Source organism: Brevibacillus brevis (genome assembly GCF_900637055.1).
GTDB classification, from domain to species: Bacteria; Bacillota; Bacilli; order Brevibacillales; family Brevibacillaceae; genus Brevibacillus; species Brevibacillus brevis.
Genome location: NZ_LR134338.1, coordinates 2,044,640 through 2,063,520, shown reverse-complemented (window position 1 = coordinate 2,063,520; position 18,881 = coordinate 2,044,640). Strand labels below are relative to the sequence as shown.

Here is an 18,881-nt window from a genome sequence, read left to right as displayed (position 1 = left end):
CAAAAAGCCGATTCTCTCTTAGAGAAAATCGGCTTTTTGCCCGTACCTCGTCACCCCTCCCGCTTCGTCTCGATCGATAATCCCTCGACATGCTTGCGACTCATCATTTTACGCTTCTTCCGGTTCTCTTTTGTCTCGAATACGATGTCCATGTCATAGTCGGCCGGATACAGTTCTTTGCCCTCAATATGCAAGACGAGGCGCTTTTTGTTGATTTTATACTTCTGATTTTGAATCATGACGCCAACGATACCTTTGGAGTCCTCCGCAGCAAACACAATGCCGGTTCTCCCCAGATAGGAGATGAATACACAATCACCAACAGCAAATGGTTTGTCACGCTCAGGCGTTGCTGGTGTGCCTGCCGCTTTTTCTGAAATCTCCTGTGGAAGATGCTCACGCTTTTCCTTTTCCTCTTCCACCTCTACTTCCACTTCTTCTGGCTTTTCTATGACTCTTGTCTCCACATAACTTGGAGCCTCATCCTCTTCCTGCTCGACGTATTGGTATTGATCCAGCCTTTCCGTAGTGGCAGGGGGAGCCGCGAATCCATTCCGAGTAATTTCCCGAGAACGCTGAATCATCTCAGACGGGATACCCAGCTTCAGTGCGATCAGGAATGCGTAACTCTGTCCTGCTTCTCCGATTCGCAGGCGATACAGTGGCTGCAAGGTCTCTTCGTCAAATTCCATTCGTGCATTTTGAAACCCGGCAGTTGCGGAGGCAAAATTTTTGATCTCGTTAAAATGTGTATTCACGATCACCGTTGCGCCTCTTCGGTGCAGCTCCTCCAAAATCGCAATCGACAGGGCAACACCTTCTCCTGGATCTGTACCCGTAGCCATCTCATCAATCAGGACGAGAGTCGAAGCGTCGGTAATCTGCAAGATTTCCAGGACATTATGAATATGCGCGGAAAACGTGCTTAACGCCTGCTCGATGCTTTGCCCATCCCCAATATCTACCGCAATGTTGCGGAAAATGGAGAAGCGACTTCCTTCCTGTACGGGTACGAGCAAACCTGACTGCACCATCATGGTTAAAAGCCCGATGGTTTTCAACGTCAATGTTTTCCCACCTGTATTGGGACCTGTAATAATGAGCGATTTGTACTCTCGACCAATCCTCATGTGCAGCGGCACCATTTTCGGACCGAGTAGCGGATGCCGCGCTTCCTTGACATCGATGATCCCTTTTTCGTTTAGTTCGACATTCGCGCCCCCAATTGCCAATGCGTACTTCGCTTTTGCGAAAAGGAAATCATACATTCCAACGGTCTCGACATTCACAGCAAGTTCGTGCGTATATTCTTCAGCGAATGCGGACAATTGCATCAGTACTTTTGTTACTTCGCGTTCTTCCTCTGCCTTGAGTGCTGTGAGTTCAAACTGTACGGTGCTGATCTCCGTCGGTTCCATATAGACGGTTTGACCGCTCGCCGATTCATCTAAAACACTGCCAGCCACTTGCTTGCGATGTTCTTTTTTGATGGGGATGACATAACGACCATTGCGTGTACTAATGACATTTTCTTGCATGATCGAACGATATTTGTTCATGATGGAATCCAGTTGTCTTTTCAGGCGCTCTTCAAAGACGACAATGCGCTTACGCACCTTCAACAAGTCTTTGCTAGCGGAATCGACAACTTGCCCATGACGGATACATTGTTCGATTTCATTTTTCAATTTTGCGGCGTCGTACATCGATGCTGCATAGGTACTTACGCGTGGCGCCAATTGTGCTTTTGTCGCCATGTACTTCATTAGCTGTGAGCAACTCGTTAAGAACAGGTACAGATTCGTAAAATCATTTACGCTAAATACATATCCCGTCCCCAGAAGGGAGAGGATCTTCTCCATCCCTTCCAGCGCAGGAATCGGTACACTGGCTCCATTTTGCAGGATGTTCTTGGCTTCTGCTGTTTCGTCCAACTTACTTCGCACTACTTTGACAGAGTCCATCGGCATCATTTGTTCTACATGCTTTTTTCCTGCGTACGATAAGGTGTATTCCATTACCTTTTCTTTGATTTTGTCGTATTCGAGACGTTGTAATGCTTTTTCATTCATGACTGATTTCTCCTTTTTTCCAAAAAATAAAAAGGGCGAAGAATGAACAAATGTCATTCTCCGCCCTTTTTTTGGGATACCTAAACAAAACGCAACCAAATAAAAAACCGCGCTGAACTCAGCACGGATTTTGGGCGCAATGATAGGGTTTTCACCTAAGGCATTGTATGATATCCGTTGTTCTTAACTAATTCCAAGGCCGATTATCACCCAGCACAAAGAAACTTTGCAGCATGGCAAAATTTCGAATGATGAATCAAGACCTTTTGTATGGAATTGCTTTAGTTAAGAACGACCGCCGACATCAACATCTCTCCCTAGATATGGTTCTCTCTACTATAGCGCAGGTGATCCTCTGCCGTCAATCCGCTTCGAATTTGTACACCTTCACACTAAAGCCCTCAAAAATTTCGTCAAGCTGTTTACTCACCACATCCCAGGCCCCACCTGCTAATCCGCAGCCGATCCCGTATGGAATGGCGATGGTTAGATTTTCTTTTTTCGCTAGGGAAAGAACTTCTTCTAACCCTTTTTGCAGCATGTCATATTTCGTGTAGACTCCTTTTTTTCCATAACCGAGCTGTGCGAAAAGGTTGGCAATGTACTTCCCTTCTCCAACTTGGCAAAGCTGTACTTGTCCAAGGAGGTCTCCACGCGCATCCGCATACTGATCGCAAAGCCGCTTGTACTCCGTATAAACACTTGGATATTTGGCTCTTATTTGTTTGGCAAGCCCTGCTCCCATCACACCCATGCAGTTGACCTGCTGCACGATGATATTTTCCGTGGCTTCCAATATGTTGCCTGACACGACTTGTACCCATTCATTCATTGCACTCACTCCTTCTCCTTACGCTACTTGCAGGGCTTTCTTTTTACGCCGTAGGAAACGCAGGCAAACAAAATAAAGCAAAGATGCAGCCATGCCCAGGACATAAAACTTAGGAAGCAGCCTAAAGGTATGCGTAACGATTAAGAAAAGCATCATGGTCGCGATGATTCCAGCCATGATGTACAGCATTGCTTCCAGTATGAAAAGGAGGCTTTCCTTGTTCCATGGCAATCGCTTCATGACCCAATCAATGACGAGAGATTGCGGAATCCCTAACAGAAACACCGTCGGGAACGTAAACATCCCAACGAGAAGAACCGCGGATCGATCCTGAAAATACAGAAGTGCAGTCCCAAACGTAAATAAAAAACTGGCCAGTATGCCCGCAATAAACCTTTCAGCCATGCTGGACAATCACTCCTTTCTCCCTACACCTGCTCACGAATAAACAGGTCTGGATAGTTCAGAACCAGCCCATTTGTATCGACAGTGATGTTCTCTACGAATGTTCCTGCCCGGTATTCATAGACAGAAGAGTCCCCTTTGCATTCTAGCAATGTATATTGCTGCTGCACTTGTCTGTACGTCAGCTCATGGGCTGAGAAATAGACTACTTGCATAGACTGTGGTTCGCTTGGAGAATACGACAAACGGCGGATCGGCAGTGTATTTGTGAAAGGTGTACAAGAAATATCGATATCGATACAGCCAAAGAGCTCAGGAATCGGCTCACCCATCTCGTTCGTCCAATTTCCCCTGCCATCCGATGAGAGATGCAAAGCTCCTTCTTCGCCCATGATTCCCATTGAAACTTCTCGCGTGACCCAATTTGAATCAAGGACAATCTCATATTGGATTCTTGTTATGGTGGCATCATCCAGCCTACCGACCACCATGCTATTTACATGAATTCTGCTTGATCCCTCCCGTATTCTCAAGTGCTCATAGCCGACGCCTGTCGTTGGTTTCCAGATAACATCCGTTGGCAGCATGCATAGACCTCCGATCATTTGTTCCCCTTTTCTCCATCCTATCATTTTTTGGATGAAAATGGTAGAGTCCTGTATGATCAGCTTACACAAAGCATACCTAAGTCATCAATGGAATAGGATCATAGTACCGGAAAAGAATGAAAAGGAGACAACCTATGGATAATCCCTCCTTCTCCTTAACACAACCTGAAATGCTGTCCATCATTCGCAATGGTCTCCCGCAAACCCACTCCCCCCTCAATATCATCATCGTCGGGGCTGGAATAGCTGGTCTTGTTTCTGCCTCTTTGCTAAAAGCAGCGGGACACAACGTAACGATTTTGGAAGCAGCGGACCGGATAGGCGGCAGAGTTTTCACATTGCGCTCTTCTTTTACGCATGGGCATTATCTAGAAGCTGGGGCAATGCGTATTCCTCATACGCACGAACTTACCCTGGCATACGTGACGAAATTCGCTCTTCCCCTTCATCCGTTTATCAACAACTCTCCCAACGACATCATCTCAGTAAATGGCATCAAAACAAGGCGTTGGATCTATCAACGCGATCCCGACATCCTCCGCTTCTCTGTAGCCCCACATGAAAAAGGTCGTACTTTCAATGAATTAGCAGAGCAAGCCATTAAGCCTGTCATCGACTTCATCAATCTCGATCCAGCGAAGAATTGGCCCATCGTCGTCAAAAAATATGATCGGTTTTCCATGGATCAATTCATGCGCTTCAATCCTGTTGGCCCTTCCTTATCCGCCCCCGCTGTCGATATGATCAAGGTCATGACTGGCTTCGAGGGATTCCCTGAGCTCGCCTTTCCCGAAATTTTACGAGACTTCATCCTGTTCGATCCTTCTACACGCTTTCACGAAATAGCAGGAGGATTTGACCAGCTACCACAGGCATTTCTCCCCCAATTACAGGAGATTATTTACTTCCGGCATAAAATGACGCGAATCGTCCGGACAGGAAATCAAATTACCATTTCTGGGGTGCGTACCGACTCAGATGAACTGTTTCAGATGACCGGTGATATCGCGATTATTACCATCCCTTTTACCCGTTTGCAGTTTGTTCAGGTTGAACCGTACGACCTGTTTTCCTATCAAAAATGGAAAGCCATTCGTCAACTCCACTATGTTTCCTCATCCAAAATAGGCGTCCAGTTTTCTCAGCGCTTTTGGGAAGCACAAGGAATAAGGAGCGGACAAACAGTAACGGATTCGCCAATTCGCCTCTCCTACTTCCCCAACCACGGTTTCGATCAGCCTGGTGGTGTCGTATTGGTCAGTTACACATGGGAGGATGACGACCTTCCGTGGCTCAGCATGTCGAAAGAAGAACAAGTTATGCAAGCGGTAAAGCATCTGGCTGACATTCATGGGGAGCAGGTGTACAACACCTTCGTTACGGGGGTCACACATAATTGGGCATTGCAGCCTTATGCTGCTGGTGCCTTTGCCTTGTTCAAACCGTTGCAGGAGACGGAAATGGCTCCCTACATTGGTGCGCCTGAAGGAAGAATTTATTTTGCCGGGGAGCACACCTCGAATGAATATCACGGCTGGATTCAAGGGGCGATTGAGTCTGCGTTACGCGTGGCTGTAGAGGTGGGGAGAAAATGAGCGGGGGTCTGTACGATGAAAGATTCCGTACATTCCCCCGCCTCTTGTGGAATCCGATTCTTTTACGAATTCCACTCATATTCTTTTCTAAGTAGCGCCAGCTTCACAAGATCAATGTACATCCCATTTTCAAATTCCGTTTCCCGATGGATTCCTTCCACTTGAAAGCCAAATTTTTGGAGCAAATGGATGGATGCCGTATTTCGCGTATCTGCGTCAGCTTCTATTCTGTTTACATGCATATGTGTAAACCCGTACGCGATAATGGGCCGCAGTGCTTCTGACATGATCCCCTTATTCCACCACGAAAAATTCAGATCATACCCAATCTCCGCTTTGTTATGTACAGCATGATAATGTTTGTAGCCGCAGCTGCCAAGAAATTTTCCAGTGGAACGATCCGTGACCGCCCACCTGAGTCCCTGTTTTTGTTCAAATAAGTCTCGATACCAGCGAAGTTCATTTTCAGCATCTGCAATCGATTGAAACCTCGCTATCCCTACATATCTCGCCACCTCTTCATGTGACAACACTTCAAAAATATCTTCTATGTCTTGTTGATCAGGTTGTCGAAGGATCAATCTGTCTGTTTCGATGACAGGGAATGGATCGAACATAGTCGGATTACTCACGATAAGAACCTCCTTGCAAACGTAGGATGGGAGTTTTTTCAGCGTTTCTACCTTTTGATGAGAGAGTGAAAAGGTAGGTGATTGGCATGGACACAGCTAACAGGTGGAAGCGCATTTTCTCAAAGAGCATTCCAGCTACTATGCGGCTTTATTTGGCTTTTTCTTTCTTCCTTTATGGGATAGTGAAGATACCTGGTCAATTCAGCCCGCCCAAAACATTTACGTTTGATCCCAGTCAAGATGAGCCTCTTATTTTGGCGTGGCACTTTTTTGGCTACTCGCGGTTTTATGAGATATTCATTGGAATTGCGGAGTTGGCCTGTGCGTTGCTGCTTCTTTTTCCGAGGACGAAAACTATCGCGGCAGTCTGTCTATTTCCCATTACCTTGAATATTACAATCGTCAATTTTGCATTTGATATTTCGGCTCAAAATTATAGTCTGCTTCTCACCGTTATGTGCGGTCTATTGCTCTGGGTAGATCGAAAAAAATTAGTTGGTCTGCTCGCGAAATAAATAACAGATCAGGAGGCTCGTAGCTATGACTCCTTTTTTGACGATGGTATTGATCAGTATTTTTGTCGTGACAACTCTGTTCTACTGGTGGAAGGAAAGCAGAGTGAAAGGTACTGATAGCTGAACATTTCCATGAAGAAAATACGTTCGGACTACAGAATCTTACGGAATTGATACTCCATCTCTCCCGCTAACGCCGCCGGAGTATCGCCCGTTTTGCGGAAATCATGGGTATAAATCGTTTCAAACGCCCCAAAATCTGCTTGCTTATAAAATTCAAAGCAAGGGAAGCCATCATGCGCTCCTTCGATTTGTACAAGACCATCCCTTTTCGCAGTCACCGATAATAAGTAGTCAACCGGGGGAGCATGCTCATTCAAGGGATTACTCGCACTTGCGCTCATTTCAAAACTCACTTCTTCATCCGATTTCCATACCATCTTCCTGCACAATATTCCCTCTGTACTCGCTTTTCCTTTTCGCAGCTGAATCGAGCCATCAAGATTCGTGATCTTCTCTGTTGTGATCCCCGTGTTCTGATAGGTAAAAATTTCTTTTTTCATAAAGTCTACGACGACCTCTTGCTCCACTCTGGAACGCATCGAATTAACCGCATAGGGGGAGAATTCACGCGAATCGCCTTCAAATTGAATGATTTTTCCTGTTTGTGGATCGGTCTTAGGTTCTGTCCATGACAGGGGGATAAATACACTCGCTCTGATTTTGATCAGGTTCACCATAGCTTGGCACCTCCATATGTGATTGTTCTTCTAAGACAAATATGTGATGTTTTGGTGAGGAACGCTTTTCTACAAGGATCTTGCTTTGGTTCAAACAATAGGAAAACGAGCATGGACAAAATGTGTGATGATCTCATTTACTTTATCCGTGCTTACCTTCTTCATTTCGTTGTCAACGCAGCTTATTCCTTGATGCATCACCTGATAATAAGGCACGTTCAATAGATGCTCCCTAAATCTCTCTATTAATTCTCCGCACAAAAAATAGGACCTATCATGATCAAGTCCCCCTCATTTTCTTAATCGCGTTTTCATGGCCGCCATGTTATGATTCAAAAAGACGACAATATTCCAATGATTGCCATATTTGAATTCAGAAAACATCGAATGAGTAAGGTGGGATAATGATGTTGCAAGAGAATGTCAATCTTCACGCTCCAGACAGATGTATATTTCTCGTTACTGGGATTATGGCTTCCGGAAAATCAACAGTAGCTCAGTTACTTGCTGAAAAACTGAATCGAAGCGTTCATCTGCGAGGTGATTCGTTCCGACGAATGATTGTAAATGGCAGAGAGGAATTTATGCCTGAACCGTCAGAAGAAGCCATTCGCCAGTTGCGGTTGCGCTACAAAATAACAGCCTCTACGGCAGACACTTTTTTTGAGGAAGGATTTAATGTCGTTGTACAGGATGTTGTGATCGGCCCCTTATTGGGCGAATTTGTTGAAATGATTCGGAACCGTCCGTTGTATGTTGTCGTACTCACGCCAAGCGAAAAAGCGGTTGAAGAGAGAGAAGCTTCCCGTCCCAAAACAGGGTATGGTGCTTGGACGATTCCCCACCTCAATAAAATCTTGCAGACAGAGACACCAAAGCTCGGCATGTGGATCGATTCTTCCGAGCAGACGCCTCAGGAAACTGTCGAGGAAATCTTGCGAAGTGCTTTTTCTGAATCTGGATCTCCCGCTCTCCATGAAAAAACCTGAGTTCGGTGAAATCCCGAACTCAGGCAACCAGATCGTCTAACTGCTTACACTGCGTACATCGTTGGCCAGAAGTACTCTACGCCTTCCGCGTACAAGAACGCTTGGAACTTTTTCAGCTCGTCAGGAGTATTTCGGACAGCGCGAGGAGTCAGGCCATATTGCAAGCAATAAGCTGTCAAATAACCAGCTACTTCACCGACGTTCCACTCTACTGGATGGAGACGGAAGCAACCATTCGTAATATGCGTAACCCCAAGGTTTTTGCCCGCCGGCAGCAGGTTATTTACACGCACAGGGATTAAGCTGCCCAACGGAATCTGGAAGGGATAGGTAGACACATCGACGTAATTGCGATTCGCAGTGCTCGGATGCAGGTCGATCCGGTAGCTGCCCACTCCAACGGAATCTTCGAAGGCTTCTGCCTTGCCTGTATTACGGACAAATGCACTCACATGTTGCTCCAATACGGTGAATTCCGCTTTGATCCGGCGGGATTCACGAATATACGGATACATCGCTAGTCCATCCTCTGTTCCCACTACATCCTTGCGCAGTCGTAGTCCTGGATACCCTTGTCCCCCATCTGGGCGAGGGGCCTCTGTTTGCATCCAATACAGAAGGGAGAGGCTCAACTGTTTACCGCCGTAAAGGTGACGCTGACGCTCTTCCTCTGGCACATCAATGATCGAGCCCAACCAGTAATCATTTTGCGGCCAGTTAACGAGTGATACGCCACTCTTGTACAAGCCGGTTTGGAAGTTTTTCGGGTCAGCAACCTGACGATACGTGAAGAGCGGGAAATATTTAGTACCTGGGAATAGCTCATATCGTACTGATTCAGCAGTATTTCGCGGATTGGAGCCTGTCCAGCTGAGCAACTTGTCCGGCCAGAAATCTGCTTTGTAGTTTCGCCAGAAGTCATACGTTTCCGGCTTGGCAATCGTATGATTCTCTCCCTCCAAATAGTCCATGGCAAAGACATACGTAAACGCCTGAATATCATTTGGCTGCGGGGGTCCGACAACAGCATTTGGCTCTCCGGTTTGATCGACTGATTCAGCGCCAAGTACGTATTCTACGCCGGCTTGCGGGAGTACATCTCCACATTCTGTCGCGTCCAAGAAATAAGGTGCTACCAGCTCATGAAAATCATGATGCTTCCGATCTTCTACTGTGATCGACAGTACATTATCGCCAGCCATGCGAACGGCATGCAGCTTGTGATTCGTCAGAATAGTAAGTCTACCACTATTAATATAAGGAGCAAGCATCTGATAAAAAACAGCGAGCGCTACTTTTGGTTCGTGGCAAAGGCGACTTACGGAACCGTTACCAGGGTCAAGATTCGGGATGACGCGTGCTTCTGCCGTCATTGGATAATGGTTGCGATAATAGTCACGCACGCTGTCACGGAATGTGCGATAGCTTCGCGTGCAACCAAACTGTTCGATCCATGGATGCTCGTCTGGCGGTACCGCTTGGCTCGTAAATTGACCGCCAATCCAATCGGTTTCTTCCGTCATAATGACCGACTTCCCTGATTTCGCTGCTGCCAGTGCTGCTGCGCAGCCACCAGTACCTCCCCCAATAATCACCACATCCGCATGAAGTTCTCTCATTCTACTTCCCTCCACATTTTCTACTTTTTGGTTGTTTCTACCAATTAATACGCATAAAATGACAATACGTTACAAATTTCGCGGAAAATACTAAATATTTTTTCCATTACCTTCTACTTGTGCAAACTTTGACTCTGTATCAGGGCCTCAAATTTGCCTTCGGAGTTGATGCCCCTTTTCATCCCCTTCCTGCTGTCTCCTACCAAACCAGATTTCCACATCTCCACCCTAAAACTTGTGTTTTGGAGTGAGATTGTCTTTGCAAAGATACCGAAATAGGAACGTATGTTCTTATTTAAATATATACGAACATGATGCGAACAGTCAAGAAATTATTCCCTTTTCTTTCTAATTTTTGCAAGAACCCAGACGGCAGAAAGCATGTAAGCACAAAAAATCCCTCCAGCTCGACTATCTCCAGCATGAAGGGATTTTGAATCGTCTTTATTTAAACAAATTAATCGTGGTAATAATAATCGGCATCGCGAACACGTCAATCAGGAAGGCACCTACGATCGGAACGACCAGGTATGCTTTTCTCGAAGGACCAAATCTTCCCGTTACTGCCGCCATATTCGCCATTGCGTTTGGTGTAGCGCCCAGACCATGTCCTGTAAAGCCTGCGACCATGACTGCAGCATCGTAATTTTTGCCAAGCAAACGGAACAGGACCAAAATCCCGAACAAAACGATGAATACTACTTGAACAAAAACGATCACGAGCATTGGAAGAGCAAGATCCGCAACTTCCCACAGCTTGATGCTCATCAGTGCCATGGACAGGAAAATTCCCAGCGTCACGTCACTGATCAGGTTGATGCTCTTCATGTCGATTGCCTTTGGATTGAGTTTGTCTACGATGTTACGGACAATCACCGCTACAAACATCGCTCCCACATAACCCGGCAGAACAAATCCGGTTGCAGTCGAGAACAGCTCTCCCAAATACGTTCCCAATGCCATACAGAATGTAATCAACAGGACTTGGACGAAGAAGGTATTCGAGTGAATCGGTTGTCCTTTTTCTTCTACTGTCTCTACTACTTCTTCCGTTTCCGTCGGTTTCAGATCGTATTTGGCAATTAAATATTTCACAGTCGGTCCGCCAACCAAGCCCCCTGCCACGAGACCAAAGGTAGCTGCTGCGATCCCAATCGCCAACGCAGATTGAATGCCCATGTCCTCAAGCGTTTGTCCAAAAGCCCCAGCCGCTCCATGTCCACCTTCCATGGAAACAGCCCCTGCCATCATCCCGATCAATGGATGAATGCCGAATACGGAAGCCAAAGACACACCGATTACGTTTTGTGCCAAAGCCAGAAATCCACAGGCGATCCAGTAAATAACGAGCAGCTTACCACCAAGCTTGATCAGCTTGAAGCTCGCTCCCAATCCAACGGTAGTAAAAAACGTGAGCATGAACAAGCTTTGCAAGGAAGTATCCAATGTAATTTGTAAAATTCCGGTCGCTTTCAAAGCCGTTGCAATGACAGCGAACAACAAGCCCCCAACCACTGGTGCCGGGATACAAAACTTTTGCAAGAAACTAGCCTTTTTTACGAGGAATGTACCTAATACGAGAAGTGCTACTGCGAGAAAAATCGTCGTTACTTGATTAAGTGCTAACGTCATAGTTGTCTCCCCTTAGTTGTTCTCTAGTAATCCCATGATGGCTTCATTCGTCAAGTAAGCACCTAACTTTACTGTTCTTCCGTTTTCATCTAGAACCGGATTCACTTCACAAATATCAAAAGAAAGCGTTTTCTTATGAGCGGCAACGGTACGGATCAAAGTGCGGACAACCATTGGTGTTAAGCCAAAAGGAGATGGAGCACTTACTCCCGGTGCAAAAGCTGCGTTTAAAACATCTGTACACAGCGTCAGCATGACATGATCGTGTTTTTCGATGAATTCTCTTACAGATAATGTAATTTCATCCATTTGTGCGTCTGTCATTTCTTCTTCATACACATAACGGACACCGAGCTCATCTGCTTTATCAAATAGCTCCTGCGTATTTCCGAAACGCTGAATCCCCAGCACAAAATAGCTGCTATGTTTGTCATGCTCTAGTATTTGCCGAAACATCGTCCCCGATGAAGGCTGAACTTCATAGGAACGCAGATCGAAGTGAGCGTCAATATTGATGATTCCCAAGGAAGCCTCTTTTCCAATATGCTTTCGGACACCTACGTAATGTCCATACAATGTCTCATGGCCTCCACCTAAAATAATGGGCGTCATGGATTTAGAAAAGAGTGCAGAGACAGCGTTCCCCAATTCTTCCTGGGCAGCTTCTAGCTCTTCGTTTGGACAAGCAACATTCCCCACATCTACAAGCCGTTTTCCTTCCTCCACTTTCCAAGGAAGGCTTGCAAGCGCTTGCCGAATTGCGTTTGGAGCTTTGGCTGCACCTAATCGTCCTTGATTGCGCCTCACTCCCTCTTCACATTCAAACCCAATGATAGCGACTGTGCGATCCTTGGCAGCTTGCAATGTATCCAAATCCGTTATTTCTACAATCTGATGGTAGCGAAAACTGCTTCTTCTCTCCGTATGGTCAGTCCGGCCGGTCCACAAATCTGCTGATACATTCTTTGGCAAGCTATTCATCCTTTCTGAACCTTTTGTTTATTGATTATATAATGACAAACTTATTATTTCTAATATATAATTTAAATAAATTGATAGCTTGAAGCTATAAATGAGGGGAGGCGATCCAGTTGGACATCAAACATTTGCACTATTTTGTGACAGTTTGCGATCAGTTGAGCTACTCCAAAGCCGCACAAAAGCTGCATATTTCACAGCCTTCCTTAAGTAACGCGATTAAAAATCTGGAGCAAGAAGTCGGCTCTCCATTGCTCGAGAGGAACACGAGAAAAATGGAATTGACGGACGCTGGTAAAATTTTGTATCAGAAATCGTTGCTGCTTCTCTCTCAAATGAACATGCTGAAAAAAGAGATGGAAGAAGTAAAGCTGACTGGCAGCGGAGATCTTATCATCGGCATCATTGAGTCTGTGAAGCATTGGATTCCAAAAGTTATTCGCGAATACCAGCGGCGTTTTCCCTCCATTAACATCAAGCTAATCGAAGTGCTGAGCGGGAAAGCTGTAAAGGAATCACTGCGGAAGTATCATACGCATTTACTCATAACCAATCAATTCATCGAGGAAGAAGATATCGAATCCTTTCCTCTGTATGATGAGCGCTTAATGCTGGTGCTACACAAAGATCATCCGCTGGCGGAAAAGGAATCGGTTCAATTGAAAGACTTGGCTAGCGAGACTTTCATCATTAGTACAGAGGGATTTCAGACGAGGGAGGATATTTTAACGGCCTTTTCGCTTGAACAAGTGAACCCGCAAATTAAATTTGAGATTGAGCGATTTGAAACCGCGTTAACGTTGGTGAGGGAAAATCTGGGGCTTACGATCATTCCTGAGAACTATTTGTCTGGATCAACAGATACTTCGCTTGTTCGGAAAACGATTGATTCGCCTGCGTTGGAGCGGACGGTTTATTTGGCGTATATGAAAAACCGTTATTTGGCCCCGGCGGTGCAGGCTTTTTTGGAGGAGGTTCGGGGGAAGTTTCCATCGCGGTGATCGTTATGAAAATGGCTCAATAAATCGATTTCACAATCCTCTCCTCTTTAATATATAATTGGGAAAGTCTTGAAAATATTCAAAAGCAGGTGATCCTTTGGTTCAGGTAGGCGATGTTTCCTCTAGCTTTATTGTATTTCTCCCGTTACTGCTATTTTTATTTTTGAATATTATTAACATTGTCATCAGTATTTGGGTATACCGCGATGCAAGGAGACGAGGGAATAGCAAGGAATTCTCAATCATCGGGCTTGTTGCTTGCTTGTTTTTTCCGATTATTGGGTTGATTGTTTATTTGGTGATTCGGAAAGATAAGTTTTGAGTTGCATTCTATCGAAAGTCCATTTCGATTAAGAAAAACGACATGAGACTCAGGGGTGAGTGTTGTGGCCAATCTTGTAAGATGGGTCTATAGATTTGATTGCTATAAATGCAAGGTTCAATCCGAAGTAATCAATCCGTCGGATCTTTCTAACCAACGTGATGCTTCTGACCCCCTACCGGATTTACTTATGGTTGATATGTCTTTTTTCACTGCCCGAACTGTGGATCAGATAAAGTAAAAGTTTCTTGCTCAATACCAACGTTGTAGACTTTAACAAACCATTCTCAAAAACAATTGCCTCGCTAGACACGAGGCAACCGGCTGTTTCTCTTCCGATCTCTCTCCCACATCTAGCCAGCTTTAGGCTATAGTCTTTCTCCCATTTCGTAACAATTCGATTAGGGGCTTTTCTTTCCGATATAAAAAAAGCAGTCGAACAGGATAAGCTTCCTGCTCAACTGCTTTATAAGAAAAGTTAGCCTCTCGTTACATTGAGGATCAGATCGTTATCAAATCCACCGATTGAGATGTCAGAATAGCACTTAATCATTTCTGTTAGCATTACCTTTGCTTCCAGTCTGGATAATGGTGCGCCCAGGCATAAGTGGCAGCCTTTTCCAAATGACAAATGCTTATTGCTATTCGGTCGATGGATATCGAATTGATCTCCCTGTGCAAAGGTATTTTCATCACGATTGGCAGAACCGAGCCATGCCATGACGATTTCGCCTTTTTTCATCAGACTTCCGAACATATCCGTATCTTCTTGAACCTTGCGCATCAAGACCTGTGCTGGCGGACGGAAGCGCAATACTTCCTCGATCGCTTGATCTACCAGCTGCGGATTCTCTCTTAATTCACGATATACGCCTGGTCGATCCAGTAAAAAGCAGTAGAAAACACTGAACAAGAGCGTACTTGTCGTTACATTGCCGGCAAGCAGCAAGCTGATTGCAATATCAATAATCTCGCGGTCAGATAGTTTTTGGCCTTTATATTCTGTTTGCGTTAAATCGGAAAGGAAATCTTTTTTCGGGTTCTCTCTTTTTTCTTGAATAATAGGAGAGAGATAAACGGCCATTTCCTTCATAATTTCTTCCTTTTTGAGGTTAATATCCTCATACGTTTCACGGGTCCCGGAAGCGATGAGAACATCGGACCATTGCTTGAACAGCATCCAATCACTGGACGGTACACCAAGCAAATCGGCTATGACAATCACCGGCATCGGGGTTGCGAGATCACCTAAAATTCTGATGCTTTGCTTTTCTTTTACTTCCTCTAGCAAATGCCGTGAAATTTCTTGAATACGCGGCTCCCACTCCTGGAGTGTTCTGGTTGAGAATGCCTTTGTATAGAGCGCTCTCCTTTTTCCGTGATCAGGCGGGTCCATCTCTGTGATGCCCTTTTCTTTCAATGCGAGGGAACCAGCGATTCGTTTGCCTGTATCGCTTGAAAAAAGGTGATAATCGGTCAGCACTCGCTCTACATCCGAATACAGAAATACATTCCAAACCTGTTGCTTTTCATCGTAATGGACTGGGCTATTTTTTCTCATTTCTGCATACCAGCCGTAGGGTTCAAACTGTTGTTGCAGATTCTCGGCACCCGATATTTCATTAGGGAAAACTACTTTATTCATTTCATTCACTCCTTATCTAAATGGGTGGGTAATTGCTGCAAAATGCTACTACTCTCGGTATGACTTGATTTCCTCTAGCATGGTATCCAGGAGTTTTTCTATCAACTCAACGTCTGTATTCGATTCATAGAAGGAAATGTTGAGGGTCATGCAATCTTGATACGTACTGACTCCAAGCATCAGTCCTGGTGCGTAATAGGCTGGAGAGACGATATACGCACCTGCGACATTCACATCATCGAATGTTATCTGGCTCGTACTAATCATACCAAAATTTGATAGTATTGGCGTGCTTTTTCCATTTTCTACAATTTGTTTTCTTACATCCTGTATGATCTTCAATGTGTGATGAAACTCTAAGTTTTCCACAAAGACAAAAGTGTTTACCGCATCATGCAGAATCTCTTTATTATCGCGTTGATTCTTCATGAATCCGGCTACTTCTTTCACCTGATCTGCAAATGTCCCTGCTGCTTGATTCATGGAGGCGTGAACAACGCCAGACAGGTTGTAAATGGCGTCTGCCTTGCCCGTGGGCAAGAATTTTCTTACATTGACAGTCACCATAACTTTGATTTGCTCAGCCGGAACATTCTCCATTTGTTGATATAAAGCTCGCATGTAGGCAGCCAATAACACATCATTTACGGTGAATCCTTTTTGTTTAAATCCTTGCGCCAGCTCCCTCCACTCTTCGCGCGGTATTCTGCGAATGGCATGTCTCCTTTTAGCTGGTTCTCCAGGCGTAAAAGGAAGCGTTGGTCCCTGGGGTTCTGGAGCTTGCGGCATCCCGCCATTTGGGATATCCATCTCCTTGAACAAACGGCTCTGATCCCTGCCCTCAGGGTTTGACTTGGGAACGTAGCGAGGGTTTTTGGCAAGCTCACTATATAACGAAGCTAACAAGTGAACATACTCTATCAACCCCGCACCATCACTGCATAGATGATTCAATTTGATGCATATGATATCTTTGGTCGAGGTCCGCAGTATGCGAACTTTGACCATCGCATCAGCATCGATGTCTATTGGGCTCGACAGCCAATCCTGTATGGCTTTCTCTTCGGAATCAGACTCACTGAGAAGTTGCAAGGAACACCAACCGCTTGACGCCAAATCGCTGCGTCGCTCCCAATAGGGGCGGACTGAATCTTTCATAAAGCGGCAGCCAATGATCGGTTCAGCAACGGTGCTTGCCTCCATCGCTTGAAGCAATCGCTGTTGATTCACATGTCCGTCCATTTCCAAAACCATTTGAAGTTGGCAATCGGAAAGATAGCTGACCATGTAATTAAACCTGTCACTTCCATTAGCAGGCAGTCTTTGTGGAATTGCCCTGTTCTGATTTACCTCACTGACATTCATTTCCTACACACCCCTTCAACTACAATTTTTGAAAGAAAAACAGTCAGGAAAAAACATCCTGACTGTCCTTTTTATCAGCAAATCCATGGGCTTCTATCGAATGGAAATCTTGTATTCCTCTAACCACATATTTATCTGAACGAGGTATTCGATCAGCTTCGTTGATTGAGCGAGATTCATAGGTGCTTTGCCATCCAGCACAAATTGGATCACAGACTTATTAATCAATGGTACTAGAGGCGCATTCGGATTCGCTAAAATTTGTTTCATATGGTCCAAAATCGCATGGTAATACTCCGGATGATAGGTCATCGGATATGCGCTTTTGTTGCGGTACAATACTTCATGCGGCAAATATCCTTTGTACGCTCTGCGAAGCAAGCCTTTTTCGATTTGATCAATATTTTTTACTTTCCATGGAACATTCCATAAATATTCAACCAGACGGTAATCACAATACGGAACACGCACTTCAAACCCCGTATACATGCTCATTCGATCCTTGCGATCCAATAGCAATGGAAGAAAGCGTGTGATAAAGAGGTACGACATTTTGCGCTGTTGAGCTTCCAAAACTGTCTCCCCTTCCAAAGGGTGTACCTCTGCAATCCCTTCTTCATACCGCCTGCGAAGATATTCTTGTGGGCGAATCTTTTCGATGGCTTCTTCATTTAAAAATGAACTCCACCCGTCATGCTCCATCCAAGGAAATTTGCCTGAATTCAAGAATTTCTCTTTCTGAAACCAAGGATACCCATTAAATACTTCGTCTGCCGATTCACCTGATAGCGAAACGGTCGCTTTTTTCTTCATTTCCCGGCAGAACAAATAGAGCGAGGTATCCGTCTCCCCTAATCCCGGGAGATCACGTGCTCTCAACGGCATATGAAAATGAGAAATCAAATCTTGGGCGTTGAAGGTAATCTCTTGATGCTTCGTTTGTACATGCTCTGAAACTGATTTCGCCCATGGCGCATCCAAGCTAATGTGCAGTAATCCTTCTTCAAAATGCTGATCATTGTCAACAAAATCAACCGAATAGGTTTGCAGCGTCTTCCCTTTTTTACGAAGCTCTTCAGCGGCTAAAGCCACCAAGCCACTAGAGTCCAAGCCGCCAGACAGCATACTCACCAATGGCAAGTCAGAGATTAACTGACGTTGTACCGTGTCTTGTAACAGAGCGCGTATCCTTTCTGTCGTTGTATCCATATCATCGGTATGCGCTTTACTTTCCAGTTTCCAGTATGGCCTTGTCCTGATTTGATCCTTCGTGACTGTTACACAATGTCCAGCTCGAACCTCATTTACATTGCGGAAAATGCCAAATCCAGGCGTTCTCGCCGGACCGAGTCCGATAATATCTGCTAACCCATCCGCTTCTACTTCAGGCTTCACTTTTGGATGGGCAAGCAAGGCTTTCAGTTCGGAGCCGAACAAGAACGAGCTCCCTCGTTGACAATAAAACAATGGTTTTACACCTAAGTGGTCACGCGCTAAAAACAATCGATGATTTTTTTCGTCCCAAATGGCGAATGCAAAAATTCCATTGAGATGGCGGACACATTCCTCTCTCCATTCCAAAAAAGCGTGCAGTAATACTTCTGTGTCAGAGTTGGTTTGAAAGGAATGTCCAAGCATCTCTAACTGGCGGCGCAGTTCCAAATAATTGTAGATTTCGCCGTTAAACGATAAGACACACGTCTGATCTCCTTCTCGGTAGATCATTGGCTGTTTGCCGCCTTCCGGGTCGATTACGATCAGGCGCCGATGCGCAATCGCTGCCCGGGGAGACAACCAATATCCTTCTTCGTCTGGCCCGCGATGTTGGATCGCTTGAGCCATTTTCTGCAAAATAGCATGCTGGGATGACAAATCGTCATCCCAATCAAGCCATCCCACGATTCCACACATAGTAACCTCTCCTCTTGTTC

17 protein-coding genes are annotated in these 18,881 nt (G+C 45.2%); 5 read left to right on the top strand and 12 right to left on the bottom strand.

Annotated features, from left to right (window positions below; all coding sequences use genetic code 11):
• Positions 1-50 precede the first annotated feature (50 nt).
• From EL268_RS10310 to EL268_RS10295, 4 genes are all read right to left on the bottom strand, one after another.
• Entirely contained in the window at positions 51-2,072 is a 2,022-nt protein-coding gene (locus EL268_RS10310) for an endonuclease MutS2 (RefSeq protein ID WP_106653664.1), read from the bottom strand.
• 361 nt (positions 2,073-2,433) lie between these two features.
• Positions 2,434-2,904, bottom strand: a complete 471-nt coding sequence (locus EL268_RS10305; protein ID WP_106653665.1) for a macro domain-containing protein — start codon at positions 2,902-2,904, stop codon at positions 2,434-2,436.
• An 18-nt stretch (positions 2,905-2,922) separates the two neighbouring features.
• Positions 2,923-3,309: a hypothetical protein gene (locus tag EL268_RS10300; RefSeq protein WP_106653666.1), complete on the bottom strand. Its 387-nt coding sequence runs from the start codon at positions 3,307-3,309 to the stop codon at positions 2,923-2,925.
• Positions 3,310-3,332: 23 nt separating this feature from the next.
• Positions 3,333-3,896: a putative glycolipid-binding domain-containing protein gene (locus tag EL268_RS10295; protein ID WP_106653667.1), complete on the bottom strand. Its 564-nt coding sequence runs from the start codon at positions 3,894-3,896 to the stop codon at positions 3,333-3,335.
• Positions 3,897-4,051: 155 nt separating this feature from the next.
• Between EL268_RS10295 and EL268_RS10290 the strand changes: the two genes are divergently transcribed.
• Complete coding sequence (locus EL268_RS10290) at positions 4,052-5,512, top strand: flavin monoamine oxidase family protein (protein ID WP_106653668.1); 1,461 nt, start codon at positions 4,052-4,054, stop codon at positions 5,510-5,512.
• A 62-nt stretch (positions 5,513-5,574) separates the two neighbouring features.
• Here EL268_RS10290 and EL268_RS10285 read toward each other — a convergent pair whose 3' ends face one another.
• Positions 5,575-6,144 (bottom strand): GNAT family N-acetyltransferase, encoded by a 570-nt coding sequence (locus EL268_RS10285; RefSeq protein WP_106653669.1) that lies wholly within the window; start codon positions 6,142-6,144, stop codon positions 5,575-5,577.
• An 86-nt stretch (positions 6,145-6,230) separates the two neighbouring features.
• Between EL268_RS10285 and EL268_RS10280 the strand changes: the two genes are divergently transcribed.
• Positions 6,231-6,659, top strand: a complete 429-nt coding sequence (locus tag EL268_RS10280; RefSeq protein WP_106653670.1) for a DoxX family protein — start codon at positions 6,231-6,233, stop codon at positions 6,657-6,659.
• A gap of 152 nt (positions 6,660-6,811) precedes the next feature.
• Here the strand turns inward: EL268_RS10280 and EL268_RS10275 are convergent, their stop codons facing one another.
• Positions 6,812-7,399 carry a DUF3238 domain-containing protein gene (locus EL268_RS10275; RefSeq protein WP_106653671.1) on the bottom strand — a complete coding sequence of 196 codons (588 nt, stop codon included), beginning with the start codon at positions 7,397-7,399 and terminating at the stop codon, positions 6,812-6,814.
• A 404-nt stretch (positions 7,400-7,803) separates the two neighbouring features.
• Between EL268_RS10275 and EL268_RS10265 the strand changes: the two genes are divergently transcribed.
• Positions 7,804-8,388: an AAA family ATPase gene (locus EL268_RS10265; RefSeq protein WP_164724455.1), complete on the top strand. Its 585-nt coding sequence runs from the start codon at positions 7,804-7,806 to the stop codon at positions 8,386-8,388.
• A gap of 44 nt (positions 8,389-8,432) precedes the next feature.
• Here the strand turns inward: EL268_RS10265 and EL268_RS10260 are convergent, their stop codons facing one another.
• From EL268_RS10260 to hutG, 3 genes are all read right to left on the bottom strand, one after another.
• The gene (locus EL268_RS10260) at positions 8,433-10,007 is read right to left on the bottom strand and encodes an FAD-dependent oxidoreductase (RefSeq protein ID WP_106653672.1); all 1,575 of its coding nucleotides are present in this window, start codon (positions 10,005-10,007) and stop codon (positions 8,433-8,435) included.
• 444 nt (positions 10,008-10,451) lie between these two features.
• The gene (gene gltS / locus EL268_RS10255; RefSeq protein WP_106653673.1) at positions 10,452-11,639 is read right to left on the bottom strand and encodes a sodium/glutamate symporter; all 1,188 of its coding nucleotides are present in this window, start codon (positions 11,637-11,639) and stop codon (positions 10,452-10,454) included.
• Positions 11,640-11,651: 12 nt separating this feature from the next.
• On the bottom strand, positions 11,652-12,620 hold the full coding sequence (hutG, locus tag EL268_RS10250) for a formimidoylglutamase (RefSeq protein WP_106653674.1): 969 nt from the start codon (positions 12,618-12,620) through the stop codon (positions 11,652-11,654).
• A gap of 110 nt (positions 12,621-12,730) precedes the next feature.
• Between hutG and EL268_RS10245 the strand changes: the two genes are divergently transcribed.
• Positions 12,731-13,618, top strand: a complete 888-nt coding sequence (locus EL268_RS10245) for a LysR family transcriptional regulator (RefSeq protein ID WP_106653675.1) — start codon at positions 12,731-12,733, stop codon at positions 13,616-13,618.
• A gap of 97 nt (positions 13,619-13,715) precedes the next feature.
• Positions 13,716-13,940, top strand: a complete 225-nt coding sequence (locus tag EL268_RS33260; RefSeq protein ID WP_106653676.1) for an ABA4-like family protein — start codon at positions 13,716-13,718, stop codon at positions 13,938-13,940.
• A gap of 478 nt (positions 13,941-14,418) precedes the next feature.
• Here EL268_RS33260 and EL268_RS10235 read toward each other — a convergent pair whose 3' ends face one another.
• From EL268_RS10235 to asnB, 3 genes are all read right to left on the bottom strand, one after another.
• On the bottom strand, positions 14,419-15,585 hold the full coding sequence (locus tag EL268_RS10235; protein ID WP_106653677.1) for a cytochrome P450: 1,167 nt from the start codon (positions 15,583-15,585) through the stop codon (positions 14,419-14,421).
• Between the two features lie 48 nt (positions 15,586-15,633).
• A complete protein-coding gene (locus EL268_RS10230; RefSeq protein ID WP_106653678.1) occupies positions 15,634-16,950 on the bottom strand; it encodes a condensation domain-containing protein in 1,317 nt (438 codons plus the stop codon).
• A 93-nt stretch (positions 16,951-17,043) separates the two neighbouring features.
• The gene (gene asnB / locus EL268_RS10225) at positions 17,044-18,861 is read right to left on the bottom strand and encodes an asparagine synthase (glutamine-hydrolyzing) (protein ID WP_106653679.1); all 1,818 of its coding nucleotides are present in this window, start codon (positions 18,859-18,861) and stop codon (positions 17,044-17,046) included.
• Between the last annotated feature and the right edge of the window lie 20 nt (positions 18,862-18,881).